Below are 16656 nucleotides of genomic sequence, written 5' to 3' on the forward strand. Positions count from 1 at the left end.
CCTCTAACCAACTCTGTTGAGTTGCACTTGGAAATTGAATTCACGATTAATAAGGTAAAGCTTATACTAAGAAAGGGGGAGTGGAGGTATCATATGGTATTCAGTGAATGACCGCTTTGGGTCGTTAGCTGCCATTCAGCCTGATTGAGCTAACCAAATCTCGCCAAGGTCTGCTTTCGGCCAGAAGCGGACCTTCAGGTAGGAAATCACTTTCAAAGATTATTGCTAGTTTTATGCTGCCGTCCTGAATCATCCATCTGCTAATAGCAGTCGAGTCTACGATATTTGTGATTCTGGTTGGCCATTAGTGTTCTTGGTTTTATCTATGAATCGCCCGTTGTATTACATCTCTTTCGGCGTCCGGGTCTTCTATACAATCTATGGCTTGAATAGTTTGAATGTATGAGTTTGGCAACCCTACTTCACGTGCACCGATAAGAACGTGATTCAAGTACCAGGTGTAGGTTTTAATGTCCGGGTCAATTTTGGTCGCATAATAAGTGAGAGCCTCAATACTATTTCCATCAGCATCTACAATAGAGACCAGTTTCTCCTCATAACCATATCCGAGTCCTTCTGCGTAATCTAAATCAGGCTTTTCATCCAGACTAATTTGAAAGACAGCTCCTATTACGAAGTCATCAGGACACTTTGTGTGGAAAGCATCACATTTACCTGAGCCATCATGACTAATTTTATGGAATCGAAGTGAATGTTCTCTGAGAGTATATATTCCCAACCTGTTTGCGCTCGGGGTTCGCCCTCTGAGCCGGGCAAGTGACATGTTAGAACCGTAAGCAAAGTATTTCATGATTGAGTAACTCTTATGCAGGCGGATGCTTGTGTTCATTGTATCTGCTTGTCAAAGCCTGCCATAGTGAAAGGCGAGGTAATTCGCACAGAAACTATTAAACTTAAGACAAACTTTATCCAAAGATTATTTGATTGAAAGTAAGCCTTAAAGACATACATCGAACGGCCGCTGTGGGTCGGAAGCGGTTATTCAAGTAATATGTAACAACGATGAAGAGTAGAAAGCTCGAGCACTTACAAGATGTGCCAAATATAGTAGGCCCTGCGACAGAAAAACTATTAGCCATCCTGGGAATCAGGAAGCCTGCAGACTTGATTGGTAAAAATCCTTATCTCATGTACGAGAATTTATGCAAATTCACGCATGTGAGACACGATCCATGCGTGATTGACGTCTTTATTTCAGCAGTGAGATATATGGAAGGCGGTCGTCCAAGGCAGTGGTGGAAATTTACTCAAGAACGTAAAAAACACCTGTCTAGTGCCTGACTTTCAAATGACCGCTTTGGGTCGGAAGCAGTCATTTATTCGACTGTGCCAGTTTTGTGCCACTTCCAGGCACATTGAGCAGTAACTGTGCTTCATTGTGCCGCGTTTAGAAAAGGGTAATCGCCGTAAGTAACTGTTTTATCAGTAAGTTAAAATTAGCTGTTCAGGCTCATAATCCTTTGGTCCGGGGTTCAAGTCCCTGACGGCCCACCACATTTTACAGGGTCTGTTCCTGTCACATAGGTAACAGATTATTCCGAGGACATGGGTAACACTTTTAGCGAATGGGCTAACGCCCATTGGCTCCACCCTGTTCACAGTCCTATCAAAATATCCTAGGTCATAGTCCATAAAGCTGACAAGTCAGATCTCGTCATCTACCTCCCGTATACCCACATACTACCCACCGAAGACGCTACTGAGGTTGATTTTTCGACGCCCTCTGGAGCAAGTCATAAAGGACAGCAACCAAATGTCAGAGAAGTGTGGTAATTTCTTCATCAGGAGAAAACCGTTAAGCATAAACTGGATATCCCAATGAAATCGGTTGCCTTTGTTACGACCTGTAAAAGCCGTCTGCATCATATCAAGCAAACACTGCCACCAATCGTCGCCCAGGCACCCGACGAAATAGTCGTGGTTGATTACGGCTGCCCTGATAAAAGTGGAGACTGGATCGAAGACCACTACCCTACGGTTAAGGTTGTCAGGGTTAATGACGATGAAGATTTTTGCGTTGCCCGGGCACGCAACATTGGTGTAGCAGCAACAAGTTCAGAATGGATCTGTTTTATCGATGCAGATATTCTCATCACACCAGGATGGCTGGATTGGTTACGGCAGAATCTGCATCCCAGTTTCCATTTCCGTTCAATCCAGAGCGACAGGATAAAGGGAAGTGATACATGGGGAACCGTCCTCTGCACCAGGCAGGCATTCGCCCGCTCCGGAGGCTATGACGAGGTTTTTCGTGGTTGGGGAGGTGAAGATAATGATTTTCATTCCCGCTTACAGCTCGCTGGCTATTCCGAAGCGCAATTTCCTGCTGAATACCTGCAGGCAATCGAACATGATGACAAGGAGCGGTATGCCCATTACAGCATAAAGAGCAAACTCCACAGTCGCATCATCAATAAATTCTACAGGGTGGCGAAATTACAAATAATGGCCTTAAACAACCTCAATCCTGACATCCCACTCGATATACGCAAGCAAATACGAAACGAAATCACCAGTGCACTCAGAGACTGGAATCCGGATGATACTCGAGAATATCCTGATGTATCTTTAACATTCAACTCCACGGGATGGCTACCGCCTCCCTACAGGATGAAAAATCAGGTCACACTAACTCTATCGATTGAAAAGCAGGATGAATCATCGTTCTGAATACTATTGAAAAAAATACAGAATCAGGGATGCTGATCCATCCAGTCCATTAAGCGGGAAAAGTTCCCCTTCTCCATCGCCCGGGTCAGCTTTGAACCGACTTTCCCCAATACCGTAGATACCAGGATTCTAGGCTTATCATCCCACTCACCTGAAGCGTAGAAAGACTCATCAGTTCCACGGTGAACAGTGCGGACGTCCATGATGACAACATCACCTGCATACACAGCAATCGAGCCCACTTCATCATTCATGCCAGGCTCACTGTAGCGATCATTTTCAAGCGATATCGGCTTGCAATGCGAACCCTTGATGTACTTCAGGCTTTTTCCGTCTTGCAGGTAGAAGAGTATCTTGTAAACACTGCCATCCAACATACCCCAGCTCAATGCCCCGTCGAGATGTTGTTTATAAGGGCCTCGCAACAAGTCGGTATGCCATTTCTGTGAACGATTTATGGTGATGTCGCTCAAGCCGATGGTGCGGAAACCTGCCGACTCGAAAAAGAGTTGAAAAAGAGTTGAAAAAAACTCCCGATAACAGGATTGCCCGCTGGTCTGACATGCAGTGATTCGAGAGCAGGAAATCGATGAAAGCCGGCGAGGTGCCCAGCCGATGGTGTGGGACGCGTGTTCTTGAACAGGTTTCGGTTTTCAAGCACAAGCTCCCTCGCTTTGACCACCTCGTCCTGATCAAAAACACCTCGCAGTACAGTGATACCTTCTGTTTTCAGTTGCCGCATTTTGGTAAGGCGGGAAACAAAAGTGTAAAGGCGTACGTTTTCGGCCAATAACGGAGATGTCCAGACGGTGCTGGGTGATTTCTGCAGCTTGTCCTCTTTGCACTCTATTTCGTCGCGTCCCTCTAATTCAGATTCATCCCCTTCAAAATCATGATGCTCCACAACAACCTCTGTCACTGTTTTGCTGTCAAGAAAGCCGTGCTGCTTCATCAGGGGAGGTAGCCAGTCGATTGGCTGACCCATGTTATAACATTGACCAAGTAATTTTTTCGCTCCTGCACGGCTGATATAATAAGTGGCAAATCCCCAGGGCATAGGGTCATCGGCAAAAAGTCCCACACCTTTCAACCGCAGAGCTTCGTCCCGGTACTTTTTGTGCAGGTGGATGCGAACCCACTCCAGCTCCGGTTTCTGCTTCAGTTCTGTAACGATATCGGTGAATCTTTGTGTATCGCTGATATACATATCGTCTTCGAAAACCAGCGCGCCCTCATGGCTGCTATTGAGAAGCTGTCGCCAGATACTGATGTGACTGAGAGTGGTGGCCAATTGTCCCATCAGGCACTGGCTCAGGTTTTTTTCAGAAAAGGTATGTTCTGGATGCCTGGTAAGAAAATCAATAATGGAGTTCTCATCCTTCCAGTAAATCGCGGGGAAAACAGATATCTCTTCTGCCACATCCAATTTCACCATGTAATCAACCAACTCTCTTGCATCGGTGACACGCTCTTCAATCGATTCAATAGTCAGTACATAGGCAGCAAGGCTCATTACATCAATCCGGAATCAGGGGGTGGGAGAAAATTCAGATAATTTTATCATACAGGCAGGAGGAATTTTACAGGTACCGGCTGGTTGCTGATCGTGCATACCCATTCTTGCACCTCTCAACTGATGAGATAATCATCGTACGCTCATTCGTCATTCAGATCGTGCAGAAGTTTTGCACACAATGCATTGATACTATGAATGCATCGACCAGGTAAAAGCGACCCGAAAAGCGGAATCCGTGTGAATACCAGCGTAAAGAACTATTCCTGTTTCTCATAATCCTTTGGTCCGGGGTTAAAGTCCCTGATGGCCCACCAATATAATCAAGGAGTTACAGAAATGTAGCTCCTTTTTTATTTCCCGAAATAATCAAATGTAACTATGGATGTAAGTAGATTTATTCAATTTCTGCCCATTTCAAGCCACCAAAGTACGAATGACTGCTATCGGCCAGAAGCAGAAGTTGGTCAGGTTTAGCGGATATGGCGGCAATTGCTGAACTACCATTTGTTGTCAGCCGTGAATGTGATGTTTTTTCGATATGATAGCCTGTATATTGTGCTAATTTACGCTAAGCTTTATCCCAAATGTTTCACTAATAATGAGTCTCTGGAGAGGAAAATGAAAAAACACTACTGACACTTTTTCTGCTCGTGATTATCACAGGCGGTGCTATTGCCCAACCGTCACCATCATCAACGACAGATTACGACCCTACTGCCTCTCTTTCTCTGACTATTCCTTTTGGTGCCGGCGGGATAAGGGATTTCGGCATCAGTCTTAATCTTCTGACAACCAACGAGGAAAATGCCTGGATGGGTGGCGCTGGTGTCACATTTTACCCGGCAAGAGATAACAAACTGGGCTGCAGCGTAATTGGAGGACGCAACTTCACCAACAGCGAACTGCACTTTGGCTATGATTTCTGCCAGAAGGTATTCAACTTCGGCGTAGGTGTACTTGATACGAAAGGGGAGGATAGTGTCGAGGTTTTACAGGATTCCGACATTCGCCTGAAGCAGGATGTAGAGCAGATAGCCACGCTGGACAATGGGCTGAAACTCTACTCGTTCAAATACCTGTGGGATGATACGACCTATGTAGGTGTAATGGCGCAAGACCTGTTGCAACAAGCCGGATACAGGGATACTGTCACCACCGGAAATAATGGCTTTTATGCTGTTTATTACAGCAGGCTTGGTCTGAAAATGGTCACTCTTGATGAGTGGCAACAGGACAATACCAGCATCTTCCTGTAGTGATTGTATTTCCCTTTGATTGTATACCTCAATTGAATAAATAAGAAACGTGATTAAGCCTGTCATCGGTCAAATGAAGGCCGATGGCAGGATGAACAGGAACAGATACAAGGGCAGTGTAGGTGATGTGATTAACACTACTGACTCCTGTAGTCGATGAGGAGCCGCTCGTTAACATCGATCAAAGCCTGCTGAACGACAGTTGATACCACGAAACAGTTTTCTTGCCTTCATGCGCTTGGCAGGTATCGTCCAGACAGCTTGGTTTAGGTCGATCTCATCCCACTTCGCATTACGCGCCTCTCCGCTTCTGGTCACCGTAAGGATTGTAAATGCCAATACATTTGCTGCTACGGAATTTTTCTGACGAAGTAATTGGAAATAATCCGGTACATCAAAATACGACATTGCGGGGTGATGAACGACAGTCCGAATTTTGGTTGGTTTAGGCAACACCTTGTCCAGATGTCCTTTCCATCTTGCCGGATTCTCGCCACTCCTGTAGTGAAGTGTTGTTGCGTAATCCAAAATTGATTCAATGCGCTGCCTTACCCTGGTCGCCGTCTCAGTCTTGGTCGTCCAGATCGGCTTTAGTGCCTCCATGACCAGTGCAACATTGACATCCTGAACTGGCATTTCACCAAAGCAAGAAAAAGCATAGGATTCAAGTGACTGACTCCATTGATGCGCGTGTTTAGCATTTGACCATTCAGCTTTCCTTGCATCAATATATTCAGCAGCACATAGCTTGAAGGTCTTGGTCTGGGCTTTATCAAGCTGTTTTTGGGCTGCCTTCTCTTCCTCCAGTTGCTTCGCATAATCAATCGGATCAAGCCCCTGCTGCCGATGAAGACGGCATTCATGTGCGGTTGCACGCGCTTTCTCAAGGGAAACTGTGGGGTAAGCACCTAACCCCTTTTTACGTCCTTTCCCGCCAACCTCGTAGCGATAGAGCCATGACTTAGCTCCTGTCTTGGTAATTTGCAGATAGAGACCCTCACCGTCAGGATATGAGCCGATCTCTTTTAGCCGTTTAACCTTCAGATCGGTCAGCCTCTTGATTGTCTTTGCCATCTCCACCTCCAGTAACTAATGTACGTATCAATGTACGGGTGATGTACGGATTATAGAAAACCTTGCTAGACAGTATCGGACTGATAACTGACCATAAACCTTGTTTTTATCTGTGATAATGAACTGATATGAATTTCACTGGACTTGAGTACGGGGGACTCACTCTCCGCCATAAACAAAAGAGCCCGACCTTGTGTCGGGCTTTTTGTTTATTGCCACAGAAAGTGATGAGAACCCGACAGAGGGTTCGACAATTGTCCTTTCACGCACCCTTAGCAGGGTATTCAACAGCAGTCAGCAGTTGCTGGACGTGAATAAAAAGGGTGTTTATACTTTCTATACGTGATATCTATGGGATTGGTACAGTTGGCTCGTGCGTTAGACACCGGCAATAGTCTGTTACGCTAGTGCCCAAATAGCATGTTTACCAGGTGATATGAAAAGTACCTGACCACTTTCTTGGACGAACGGGGTTTAATAAAAGGGAAAAAATTTATAAAAACAATTAAAAAAGTGAAATTCGACAAATTTCGCCGTTAATTAGAGACCGTGAGTAATGCCAGCAGCACATAGGTGCGGCCGGTACAGGTCCCCAGCGGTTGAACATGAAATGTGTAACGGATGGTAGGCGTTGAATAAACACAAGCAAAAATCCGCAAAACCCAGGCAATCAACTAATGTTGAGCCATATGAGAATGCACGCCGGCTGAGTGTGTTGCGTCGTCGGCGCCATGTCGTGATTGTCGATGACGAATCGACTGGGCGCACCATTCTTGAAATGCTTGTCCGGAAAATTGATAGCGACCTTCAGGTAACAGGCTTCAGTTCAGCGAGCAAGGCGCTGGAGTGGCTCAAGACCAATCCTGCGGACATGATCATCACCGACTATCGTATGCCGGAAATCAATGGAGTAGAGTTCATCAGGCGTGTACGTGGCATGTCGGATTTCGAGTCCGTGCCCATCATGATGATTACTGTTGTCAGCGAAAAATCTGTTCGTTATGAGGCGCTGGATGCGGGCGCCACCGCATTCCTGACCCGGCCAATCGACCAGATTGAATGCAGCACAAGCTGTCGTAACCTGCTTAAGATGCAGGAGCAGCAATCGATTATTCGTGACAAGGCCGACTGGTTGGCTCGTCAAGTTGACGTTGCGACCCAGCAAATCGTGTCGCGTGAACGCGAAACCCTGCTCAGACTCGGTCTGGCGGGTGAATACAGGGATTCAGATACAGGCAATCATGTACTGCGTACGGCCAAATACTCAAGAGCCATAGCCGAAGAGTTGGGCATTGCGAAAATTGAGTGCGATGACATTGAATATGCGGCACCGATGCATGATATTGGCAAAATCGGTATCCCTGATCACATTCTGCTCAAGACGGGAAAACTGACTTCAAGCGAATGGGAAATAATGAAGCAGCATACCGTTTTTGGCCACAACATCCTTAGCAACAGCCAGTCGCGTTATATTCAGCTGGGGTCGATCATCGCTCTCAATCATCACGAAAAGTTCGATGGTAGCGGTTATCCAAGCGGCTTGCAGGGACAGGAAATTCCCCTGGAGGCTCGTATCGTGGCGGTAGCCGACGTGTTCGATGCACTGGTGACCAAGCGACCATATAAAAAAGCCTGGACGGATGAACAAGCGTTGAACATGCTTGAACTTGAATCGGGCAATCATTTTGATCCGGAATGCGTGAACGCTTTCTTTAACCGGCTGGACGACATCTTCCAGATTCGTGCTGAATTAACTGATTGAGTTTTCCACTGGATATGGAACTTCAAGGCAAAGCACAACGTAAGAAATCTTTGATCAGAAAGATTTCCAAGCGGCTGCGTAAAACGGGTGATACGGAACCCGAACAGGCGATAAAACTGCGGCTTACGATTGGTATTTTTCTGCTTGGCTATTTTTGTTTCCCCTGGAATTCGGAACTGGGCTTCTGGCAACATCTGCAAACCCTGCCCTCGCTGATTGCATTAGGCTATTACATCGGTGCGATACTGATCGCCGGTGCGATTTTGTACCGCCCCAGACCTTCACCGATACGACGGGTGGCGGGTATTTTTCTCGACCTGGTGTCGTTGTCAATTGTCATGTACCTGGCCGGTGACTATAGCGTTGAGCTGTTCGTTCTCTACCTGTGGGTCATCCTCGGCAATGGTTTTCGCTACGGAACCCGCTACGTTTATATTTCGCATGCGGTCAGCCTGGCCGGTTTTACCCCGGCCATTTTGTACGGCGAGTACTGGCAGCAAAACTACGAGGTTGCGATCAGCTTGTTACTCATGCTGATTCTGCTACCGCTATATGCAGCGTTCCTGCTAAAAAAATTGCACCAGGCGATCGATGAGGCCAAGCAGGCCAATATTTACAAGAGCCGCTTTCTCGCCAATATGTCGCATGAATTACGCACACCGTTGAATGGTGTGATCGGAATGGGTGAATTACTGCGTGAAACCAACCTGACGTTTGACCAGCACGAATTGGTTAACTGCATGCACAACTCGGCGACCACACTGCTCGAGTTAATTGAAAACATCCTTGATATTTCCAAGATCGAGTCGGGCAAACTGGTGATTGATTCGCAGCCTTTTGACCTCCATGCGCTGATTACCTCGGTCCGTTACATGCTCGCACCGATGGGTGAAAAAAAGGGCCTACATCTCTCTTGCACGATTGACCCGGAAACAACCTTTCAGCTGATTGGCGATCAACCGCACCTGCGCCAGGTGTTGATCAACCTGATCAACAACGCGATCAAGTTCACTGACAAGGGAACCGTGAATTTGCATGTTTTTCCGTGCGGCGGTAGCGACAAGAAGCCTCGCATCCGGTTTGAAGTTGTTGATACAGGAATCGGCATCGACAAATCCATGCAGGAAAAGATTTTTGAGAATTTCATTCAAGACGAGGGAGCGGGCAGTCGCAGTATTGGTGGCACCGGCCTGGGCACGACGATTTGTCGAGACCTGGTTGAGTTGATGGGGGGAGAAATCGGTCTTGAGAGCACGCCCGGCGAAGGCTCCACATTCTGGTTCGAATTACCCTTTGAAATCATGCCGCAACGGGAGCAGGAGCTGTCAAGTAATCGACTGCTGCTTCTGAGTAGCGAGGAGTGTGCGTCCATAATCCGGCCATCACTGAAGGACTGGTCGATAGAATTCGATTGGGTACAATCTGCCGCCCGCGCATTTTCACTGCTGGTTAATGCCACCGAGGATCAAAATCCTTACAAGGTTCTGATTGTCGACCAGGCGGTCATGCGTGATTTCAATCCCACGCAGTTTGCCCAAATGATCAGCTCGGAACGCGAGCTCGAGCATCTTTCGATGATATTGGTCAACTCTTCGGATTCGATGATCGAAAGCAACCAGGTCAATGACTACTACATCTCCACGCTTGAATCACCGGAGGACAAGCGCCTGCTGTACAACTCGATTCATGCTGCTCAGAGCCTGAGCTTCGAAGATAGCAATATCGTCACACTGGCGGAGTACTATGCACGGCAGGGCAGCACCAAGAATCTCAATATCCTGGTTGCCGAGGATAACCAGGTCAATCAGCAGGTGATTGAAGGAATCCTGAGAATAGCCGGCCACCATGTGCAGCTTGCCGCAAGCGGGGAAAAAGCGCTGGATATCCTGTCTGCCGAGCTGGAAAGTTTTGACTTGATGATCCTGGATATGAACATGCCGGAAAAATCCGGTATCGAAGTGGTGAAGGCATTGAGATTCATGGACACCGAAAGCCGGTTACCGGTGATTATGCTTACTGCGGACGCTACGCCAGAGGCTCGTGAAGCAAGTCTCGCCGCCGGCGCCAACAGTTTTCTTACCAAGCCGGTTGATGCACGTGTGCTACTGGAAAAGGTTGCGGTCCTGACACGCGACAGTGCGCGTAAAAGCAAGGAGACGCCGGTCGCCGGAAAAGCCACAAAAATCATGTCGCCCACAAGCGGGGTCAAGCAGTCGCCCTGGTTTGATGAAAATATTTTGCGTGAACTCTCTAACCTGGGGGAGGGCGTGGGCTTTCTGCAGGGATTGGTCAATGGATTTTGTGATGACGGCAAAAAGCATTTGCGTAACATCAGAGAGGCCGAGCAGGATGATTACCCCGGGTACCGTGAGAGCCTGCACGCATTGAAAGGGTCAGCCACCGAACTCGGTGCTAACAAACTGGTTGATACATGTCTGCAGGGGGAAGCCTTGAAACCCTACGACATTGGCACAGAAAAAATGCAGCAGATTAACCGCAAGGTTGAAGAAGTCTTCAACCTTACGGCCAGCGCACTTGAACAATCAGTTTCGGATCAGTCGTTACTGAATCCAAATAATCCCGACTAGGCGTTCGAAACCATACGGGTGTTCTGACGTTTTACCAGGCGCTGCATCATCTTGAGATCTTTTGCGGTCAATTTTAACGCTGCATCCGCCCAGATTTCCGCGATATCCAGCAATTCTTTCATTGTGACAGGATTGGTCACGTCCTTGACCTTGCGCATTGCGGCCATCGTATTGCGACTGCGCTGTGCGTGTTTGGCGTATTTGTACACGGCCATTTCACCTTCACCTTTTTCAGCCAGGACATCGACAACGCCCATTTCGTGCATCTCCTCGGCACTGAAAATGTGACCGCTCAGGATCATCTGTTCAGCTTTTTGCGCTCCAATTTTACGGGACAACAGCGAGTAGGCGCCCATACCCGGGAACAGGTTGAACAGGACTTCTGGCAATCCGATCTTGGCGCCACGCTCTGCAATGATCAGGTTACTGGACAGTGCAGCCTCGAAGCCGCCACCCAGGGCATCACCCTGAATCAGTGAAATCGTTGTGAGATCCTGGTTGTGGTGATACATGTTGCGGTAGAGAATATCAATGCAATGGGCAGCATACTGATACAGGCCATCGCGGTCGCGTGTGTCGATCATGCGAGTGAAGAGATTCAGGTCACCACCCAGGTTGAAAATGCCACTTACGTCAGAGCCTACAACCAGGAAATCATACTTTTCACCGTTGCTATCTTTCATTTCCTGCTCTACACCAGCAAGGTAAGTGTCCAATTCCTTCAGCAGGGTTGGCGTGAAACAGGGACGAGGCTCTCCACTCATCAAAAACCAGCCGATCTTGTAGCGGGCATCATAATGCGTATTAAGCTGTTCAAACTCGCCTGTACGAGTTTTGGTTTGAGTACGGGTAGATTGGTCAATGTGCGCTATGTTGTTCATCAGATTAACTCCTGTGGTTATCAAAAAATGGTACCTGGTTAAATACTGAAAACCGATACCAAACGGACAAAGGTTGTTACATTTCGATAAATAGCACGTTTTACTACTGGTGTAGGAACATACTTGTAGTGCTATTTTTTTACTATTTCAATTACGTTTATATCTTATATCTCTAGATATGCAAGCTATTGAGATAAATCATTAGAAGTTCTACTGTCGCTGATTTGTGTATGATTTTTTACCTGGACGTACCGATTTCTTCATGCTGAGCCAACAAAATGAGCTGGTACCAGAAGGGGAGAACGCAGTTTTCAGGGTGTTTGAACCACTAGATAGCCAGAAAATTCTTAATCCCGGTAAAAATAATCTGGGCTGCGATGGCAGCAACAAAAAGGCCTGTCAGCTTGGTTAGAATGACCAGTCCATCCTGGCCAATAATACGTTCCACTTTACCCTCTAACAGCAGGATAACCACGACGCTGAGGATTCCATGGCGCTGATTCCCGGCTGTTAATGGAGAGGCCTGTGAGTATACGTTGTTTGGATGAATATCCAGCCAGACACTCGCAATGCCGCAATTCAGATGTTTTTATTGACAAAAGGACGCGAAAACCGCAAAATGCGCCTCTTCAAAACAACGCGCCCGTAGCTCAGCTGGATAGAGTACCTGGCTACGAACCAGGCGGTCGGAGGTTCGAATCCTTCCGGGCGCGCCATATAAAACAAAGGCTTAGCTTTAATCGGCTAGGCCTTTTTTATTTGATCTGAATATTTAGTCACTCTCTTAGTCGCTTTTATTAGCCGCTTGATGACAAGAGAGGGGGGTTACTACTCCGAATGACTGCTTTCGGCTGCCGCGGATATTCTTACAAGTCAATCGGATGACTCACATGGCCATCAAGCCGACAGTTCTCACGCTAGAATTGATATGAACATCGATCGTGATGCGGCTTAACCAGAGGTGGTTAGATATGAATGATGAATTACGCAAACGCTTCATAGCTCACGTCAAAGAATGTGAGCGAATCTACGAGATATGGGATTCAGAGGATTATCCCTATCCTGTGCCAGATTTGCCTGATTATCCACCTGAATTCTCCGATTTAACCTGCGGCGCCAAAACCAGAGCAGGCCATCCGTGCAAACAGAAGATTCTCTATAGTAGCGGTCGTTGCCGATATCATGGTGGGCTTTCAACTGGCCCGAAGACAGAGGAAGGGAAGGCGAAATCAGCTCGGAACTGGTGCAGAAGAAAACGAACCCCATGAGATGCTTAACAAATCTTAACATCGATCCTTCAACTCCCAGGAAACAGACGTTAGAAGGCAAGGCGAAATCTGCACGCAATGGGCACGGAAGAGAACGAACCCCATGAGTGTGTTGACTAATGTTGACGTTTTCACCATCTCCTAATATTTCGAACCCCATGAAGTGCCTAACAAATCCCAACATTATTTGCTGTCAGGGGCTGTCAGGTGTGCGGTTCATAAGTAGGTGTATCGTAGAATAGGTTCGCCTTCCATCGCTCGTCCAACCGCATGAGACAGGCAAGATCATTCGCATTAACCTTCTCAGCACAATACGGGCAGCATACATCACCCCTGACGATCGCCTGGAATTCGGGCGGAAAGAGTATCGGATCAAGGAAAATCGAAGCGAAGCTCTGTCGTAAAGCCAGTTTCTTGCAGTGAGGACAGCGAGTAGCTTGTTCGGGGGCAAATCTAGTCATTAATGCACTGTAATTCTCGACGAAGCCAAGTGCAAGTAATCTAGCCGATAAGCGAATGACTGCTTTCGGCCAGAAGCGGACGTTCAGTGAGCATGATGCCTAGTCTTAGTCCACACCAAATGAATATAGGACTAGGTCCTGACTATCATTAACGACAGCTTCATAGCTCACACCATCACCCATGTGTGTTTCGACTCTTAGACCCGCAAGATTTACGCCATCTTTTACAACCAGGCTCACATCCGTATGAACAGGAAGCGCGACTGAATCCCCGAGAGTAATAGCCAAGATATTATTTTCGGTGGACACCGTGTAAGAGAATGCATCCCGGGCAGACCAGTACTCTCCGAACGCGTCCATATTGTGAGCTTTTACATCCTCGGGAATTCCCTGAATAAACAGTTCCAATTCATCCAGCTTGTATTCCCGGTTAGGGTGTATCAACAAGACAGTCAGTGCCCCATTATCCACGTTATTTCCGAGAATGCCGAGCCATGTAGCTGCGACATTTGCAGGATCATCATTGCTGTAGCCGTCTGATGCATTCATGGGGAACTCGTAAATATCCGAGCGTGCGGCAGAAAGGGAGCGCTCGTAAAGTACGCGATAGGGGAAGTTTGTTAAGGTGCTGTTGGCACTAAATGAGCTGTCAAATTTATAATCCAAAGCTTCCATCACCTCGGGTTGAAACTCATTCCACAACAAATGTCCAGAACGGAACGTTTTTACATCGATGCCTAGATCATTTTCAAGGAGATCTCTGGACACTTCCAACTCCCCGTAAACAGTGGCTCCCGTTGTAGTGGTTCCATTATTGCCAGGAAGATAGGTTGCCATAGTATTGCCTGGCGCACCTAAGGGGATAGTAGTCTCGTCATCCCAGTCCCTGAAATGCCCTACACTATGGCTACTGATGACGTGCCCTTGTGTCAGAGCGTACTGATAAACAGCATTATTCATCGTGTAATAATCGCCATCAATCGCATCATCAATATAGTGTGTGCAGATATTGTAATTAGCGCTGATACCATAACTGATTTCGAGATCGACAAAGTCTGACATCAAGTCAGCACCTGATTGGGAATCAAGATCATGAGTGATGATTACCGAAGCCTTGCTCTCTTTCGTGCTTGTATGTTTCCAAGTAGCGTAAGGTACATTTTCCTCGTAAATAGCTCGCAGAAAGAGCATGAACGTATCCGTGGTTGGCTCGTAAGTATTCAGGTCTCCACGGTCTGCCGAGAAGTCCATATCCATTTGGTTGCGTAAAATGACGTCTGAAAATGAAACTCCTAAGAGGTATGTTTTTCCTAAACCTGACTGGTTAAGTACTGCAGCAGTTGAAGCATCATTGTATTCCGCAATCGCTGTACCACCATCAGTGGCATAGCTTCTGGAGTAAATATACTCTGTATAGCTACCCCCACCGAGACTAACGGTAATTTCTTCGGGCTGGTCAATATACTTGAATTCATCCAATCCAAGACCGGTGAACCAAGTCATGGCATTTCGTGTATTGACTCTTGTTTGACCGCTTATACCGAAGAGCGCATACAGATCAGGATCAGAAACCCCCCTACTAACGATCACACCACCATTACTCACATAATTAATGAGCTGAAGCACTTCAGCTGCATCAAAAGTACCAGGGGCAATGTACGATGCCACGTAAACAATGTCATAAGTTAATGCTTCGGTCAGGTCGATTGTTGCATGGTGGGGCACCCCCATTATTTCAAGTGCCTGTGACAGCCCATTAAAGTCGGATACTGACTCACCATTATCCGATGTGAGATCAAGCAGTGCTGCATTCAGATTCGTGGTACCGGTAATCGATTCCTGGCCAGCAGTTCTGAACGATGAGGTGAATTCGGTGGGCATAGCATTACCTGCCGCACTCAGGAGGGCTACCGACAATGTAATATCATATTGAGTGGCAAAACTCAGGTTAGCTAATGGCGTGAATGTGGCTGTATAAGCTCCGGCATCGTAGGTGAGTGTACCTGGTACACCACCACTGATGGAAAAAGCAGCCTGCAGGGAAGCCTCATCGATAGCAATATTAAATTCAATTTGAATGGCAGAATCAATGTCGACGAACAACCCATCCTTTTGAGGTGTGAGACTTTCCACCTGTAGCGCTGCTTCAGGCTGGGAGCTGGAGCTACCACACCCCCCCCACATATAGACACAATCAGGAGGAAAGTCATACGGGTTATGCTAGATAGCATTGTTGACTTCATTTAAACATTGCCTATTATATTTTCACGATATTGTCTTTCTAAATACTGAGCTGATTCATTCTAAGATTACACCTATGCATCATGCATAATGGCTAATTAGGATGTAGAGTGCAAGCCAATTAATACTCTATAGCATTTAGCCTTATATATACTTCGACCAGTAATTTATGAATGTCCGCTTTGGGTCGGTAGCGGTCGTTCAGGCTAGCTGGGGCGACAGATTCCCACGAAAGTCGGCTATCGGCCAGAAGCAGACATTCCACTCAATTTATTAGAGGGAGAGATCATTTAAGTGATTGCAGCTTATGTACTGCTTCTTGTGGGCATATTTTGGACTCTAAGGCTTAGCCTTTACTTCTATCACAGTATCGCCAAAATCAATTTTCCTGATGTTCGGCCAATGAGAAATGCCAGGACGTGGGGAAATGTGAACTACTGCTGATTGTCCCATGACATCACTATATGCAGCTATATATGCCGCTCTGTGAATTCCGTCGATAATATAGAATATGAATTCACCACTTTGTAATGTGGCAAATTCATTGACTACGATTGGAAAATTGATCAGATCGCATTTCGTATTGAGAAACTGATTTATCAATTTTAAATATCTCGATACATTATGTATTTTTTTACCACAACTAACAGCTTCATGTTCAACATATCGCTCGTAATTGAGATATTCTTTTGTGAATTCAATTCCTTCAATTGAGTTGGAGGCCTTCAAAATATCCAGGGTCTTTTTGGCAAAATCGTAATGCGGTGTATTTCTAATTCCCAGAGCTGTAGCCGAAACAGTTCCAATTTTCTCGTAATCCTGACCTGCCCCCAGCAAGTGGTCCGGTTTGAATGTTAGTTCATCGCCGGTTTCAGCTCCAGTGGAATGATGGATTCAGGAGCTGGAGGGCGATAGCCC

Annotated in this window: 14 protein-coding genes, 1 tRNA gene and 1 pseudogene; 8 read left to right on the forward strand and 8 right to left on the reverse strand. The window is 46.7% G+C overall.

What is annotated here, in order from left to right; genetic code table 11:
- Positions 1-319 precede the first annotated feature (319 nt).
- Positions 320-850, reverse strand: coding sequence for a gamma-glutamylcyclotransferase family protein (locus BOW06_RS12515; protein WP_230208805.1), 531 nt, complete (start codon positions 848-850; stop codon positions 320-322).
- Between the two features lie 173 nt (positions 851-1023).
- Between BOW06_RS12515 and BOW06_RS12520 the strand changes: the two genes are divergently transcribed.
- Complete coding sequence (locus tag BOW06_RS12520; RefSeq protein WP_078453632.1) at positions 1024-1302, forward strand: helix-hairpin-helix domain-containing protein; 279 nt, start codon at positions 1024-1026, stop codon at positions 1300-1302.
- A 537-nt stretch (positions 1303-1839) separates the two neighbouring features.
- Entirely contained in the window at positions 1840-2691 is an 852-nt protein-coding gene (locus tag BOW06_RS12525; protein ID WP_078454827.1) for a glycosyltransferase family 2 protein, read from the forward strand.
- A gap of 23 nt (positions 2692-2714) precedes the next feature.
- Here the strand turns inward: BOW06_RS12525 and BOW06_RS12530 are convergent, their stop codons facing one another.
- Together BOW06_RS12530 and BOW06_RS12535 are read right to left on the reverse strand one after the other, a co-directional pair.
- Positions 2715-3164 (reverse strand): phytanoyl-CoA dioxygenase family protein, encoded by a 450-nt coding sequence (locus BOW06_RS12530; protein ID WP_143556100.1) that lies wholly within the window; start codon positions 3162-3164, stop codon positions 2715-2717.
- Positions 3161-4204, reverse strand: a complete 1044-nt coding sequence (locus tag BOW06_RS12535; RefSeq protein ID WP_078454828.1) for a glycosyltransferase family 25 protein — start codon at positions 4202-4204, stop codon at positions 3161-3163. The genes BOW06_RS12530 and BOW06_RS12535 overlap by 4 nt, the downstream gene beginning before the upstream one ends.
- Before the next feature lie 653 nt (positions 4205-4857).
- On the opposite strand from BOW06_RS12535, the gene BOW06_RS12540 reads away from it, so the two are divergent.
- On the forward strand, positions 4858-5463 hold the full coding sequence (locus BOW06_RS12540) for a tail fiber domain-containing protein (protein WP_078453636.1): 606 nt from the start codon (positions 4858-4860) through the stop codon (positions 5461-5463).
- Between the two features lie 171 nt (positions 5464-5634).
- Here BOW06_RS12540 and BOW06_RS12545 read toward each other — a convergent pair whose 3' ends face one another.
- A complete protein-coding gene (locus BOW06_RS12545) occupies positions 5635-6537 on the reverse strand; it encodes a tyrosine-type recombinase/integrase (RefSeq protein WP_078455173.1) in 903 nt (300 codons plus the stop codon).
- Between the two features lie 193 nt (positions 6538-6730).
- Between BOW06_RS12545 and BOW06_RS13120 the strand changes: the two genes are divergently transcribed.
- From BOW06_RS13120 to BOW06_RS12555, 3 genes are all read left to right on the forward strand, one after another.
- Positions 6731-6883, forward strand: a complete 153-nt coding sequence (locus tag BOW06_RS13120) for a hypothetical protein (RefSeq protein WP_155276188.1) — start codon at positions 6731-6733, stop codon at positions 6881-6883.
- Between the two features lie 285 nt (positions 6884-7168).
- Positions 7169-8299, forward strand: a complete 1131-nt coding sequence (locus BOW06_RS12550; protein ID WP_078453638.1) for an HD domain-containing phosphohydrolase — start codon at positions 7169-7171, stop codon at positions 8297-8299.
- A gap of 50 nt (positions 8300-8349) precedes the next feature.
- Positions 8350-10887 (forward strand): ATP-binding protein, encoded by a 2538-nt coding sequence (locus tag BOW06_RS12555; RefSeq protein ID WP_230209797.1) that lies wholly within the window; start codon positions 8350-8352, stop codon positions 10885-10887.
- Here the strand turns inward: BOW06_RS12555 and BOW06_RS12560 are convergent.
- Both BOW06_RS12560 and BOW06_RS13300 read right to left on the reverse strand, forming a co-directional pair.
- Positions 10884-11768, reverse strand: a complete 885-nt coding sequence (locus BOW06_RS12560; RefSeq protein WP_043118705.1) for a crotonase/enoyl-CoA hydratase family protein — start codon at positions 11766-11768, stop codon at positions 10884-10886. The genes BOW06_RS12555 and BOW06_RS12560 overlap by 4 nt on opposite strands.
- A gap of 328 nt (positions 11769-12096) precedes the next feature.
- Positions 12097-12282 (reverse strand): annotated as a pseudogene (locus tag BOW06_RS13300) (MarC family protein); the annotation flags it as partial.
- A gap of 125 nt (positions 12283-12407) precedes the next feature.
- On the opposite strand from BOW06_RS13300, the gene BOW06_RS12570 reads away from it, so the two are divergent.
- A tRNA-Arg gene (locus BOW06_RS12570) sits at positions 12408-12484 on the forward strand.
- Between the two features lie 255 nt (positions 12485-12739).
- Positions 12740-13036 carry an HGGxSTG domain-containing protein gene (locus BOW06_RS12575; RefSeq protein ID WP_256858030.1) on the forward strand — a complete coding sequence of 99 codons (297 nt, stop codon included), beginning with the start codon at positions 12740-12742 and terminating at the stop codon, positions 13034-13036.
- 566 nt (positions 13037-13602) lie between these two features.
- On the opposite strand, the gene BOW06_RS12580 is transcribed toward BOW06_RS12575, so the two are convergent.
- Both BOW06_RS12580 and BOW06_RS12585 read right to left on the reverse strand, forming a co-directional pair.
- A complete protein-coding gene (locus BOW06_RS12580) occupies positions 13603-15630 on the reverse strand; it encodes an Ig-like domain-containing protein (RefSeq protein WP_179115183.1) in 2028 nt (675 codons plus the stop codon).
- A gap of 447 nt (positions 15631-16077) precedes the next feature.
- Positions 16078-16575, reverse strand: coding sequence for a hypothetical protein (locus BOW06_RS12585; protein ID WP_078454831.1), 498 nt, complete (start codon positions 16573-16575; stop codon positions 16078-16080).
- Positions 16576-16656 lie beyond the last annotated feature (81 nt).

The sequence above is a fragment of the Solemya velum gill symbiont genome, from assembly GCF_002020255.1.
GTDB lineage: Bacteria > Pseudomonadota > Gammaproteobacteria > Chromatiales > Chromatiaceae.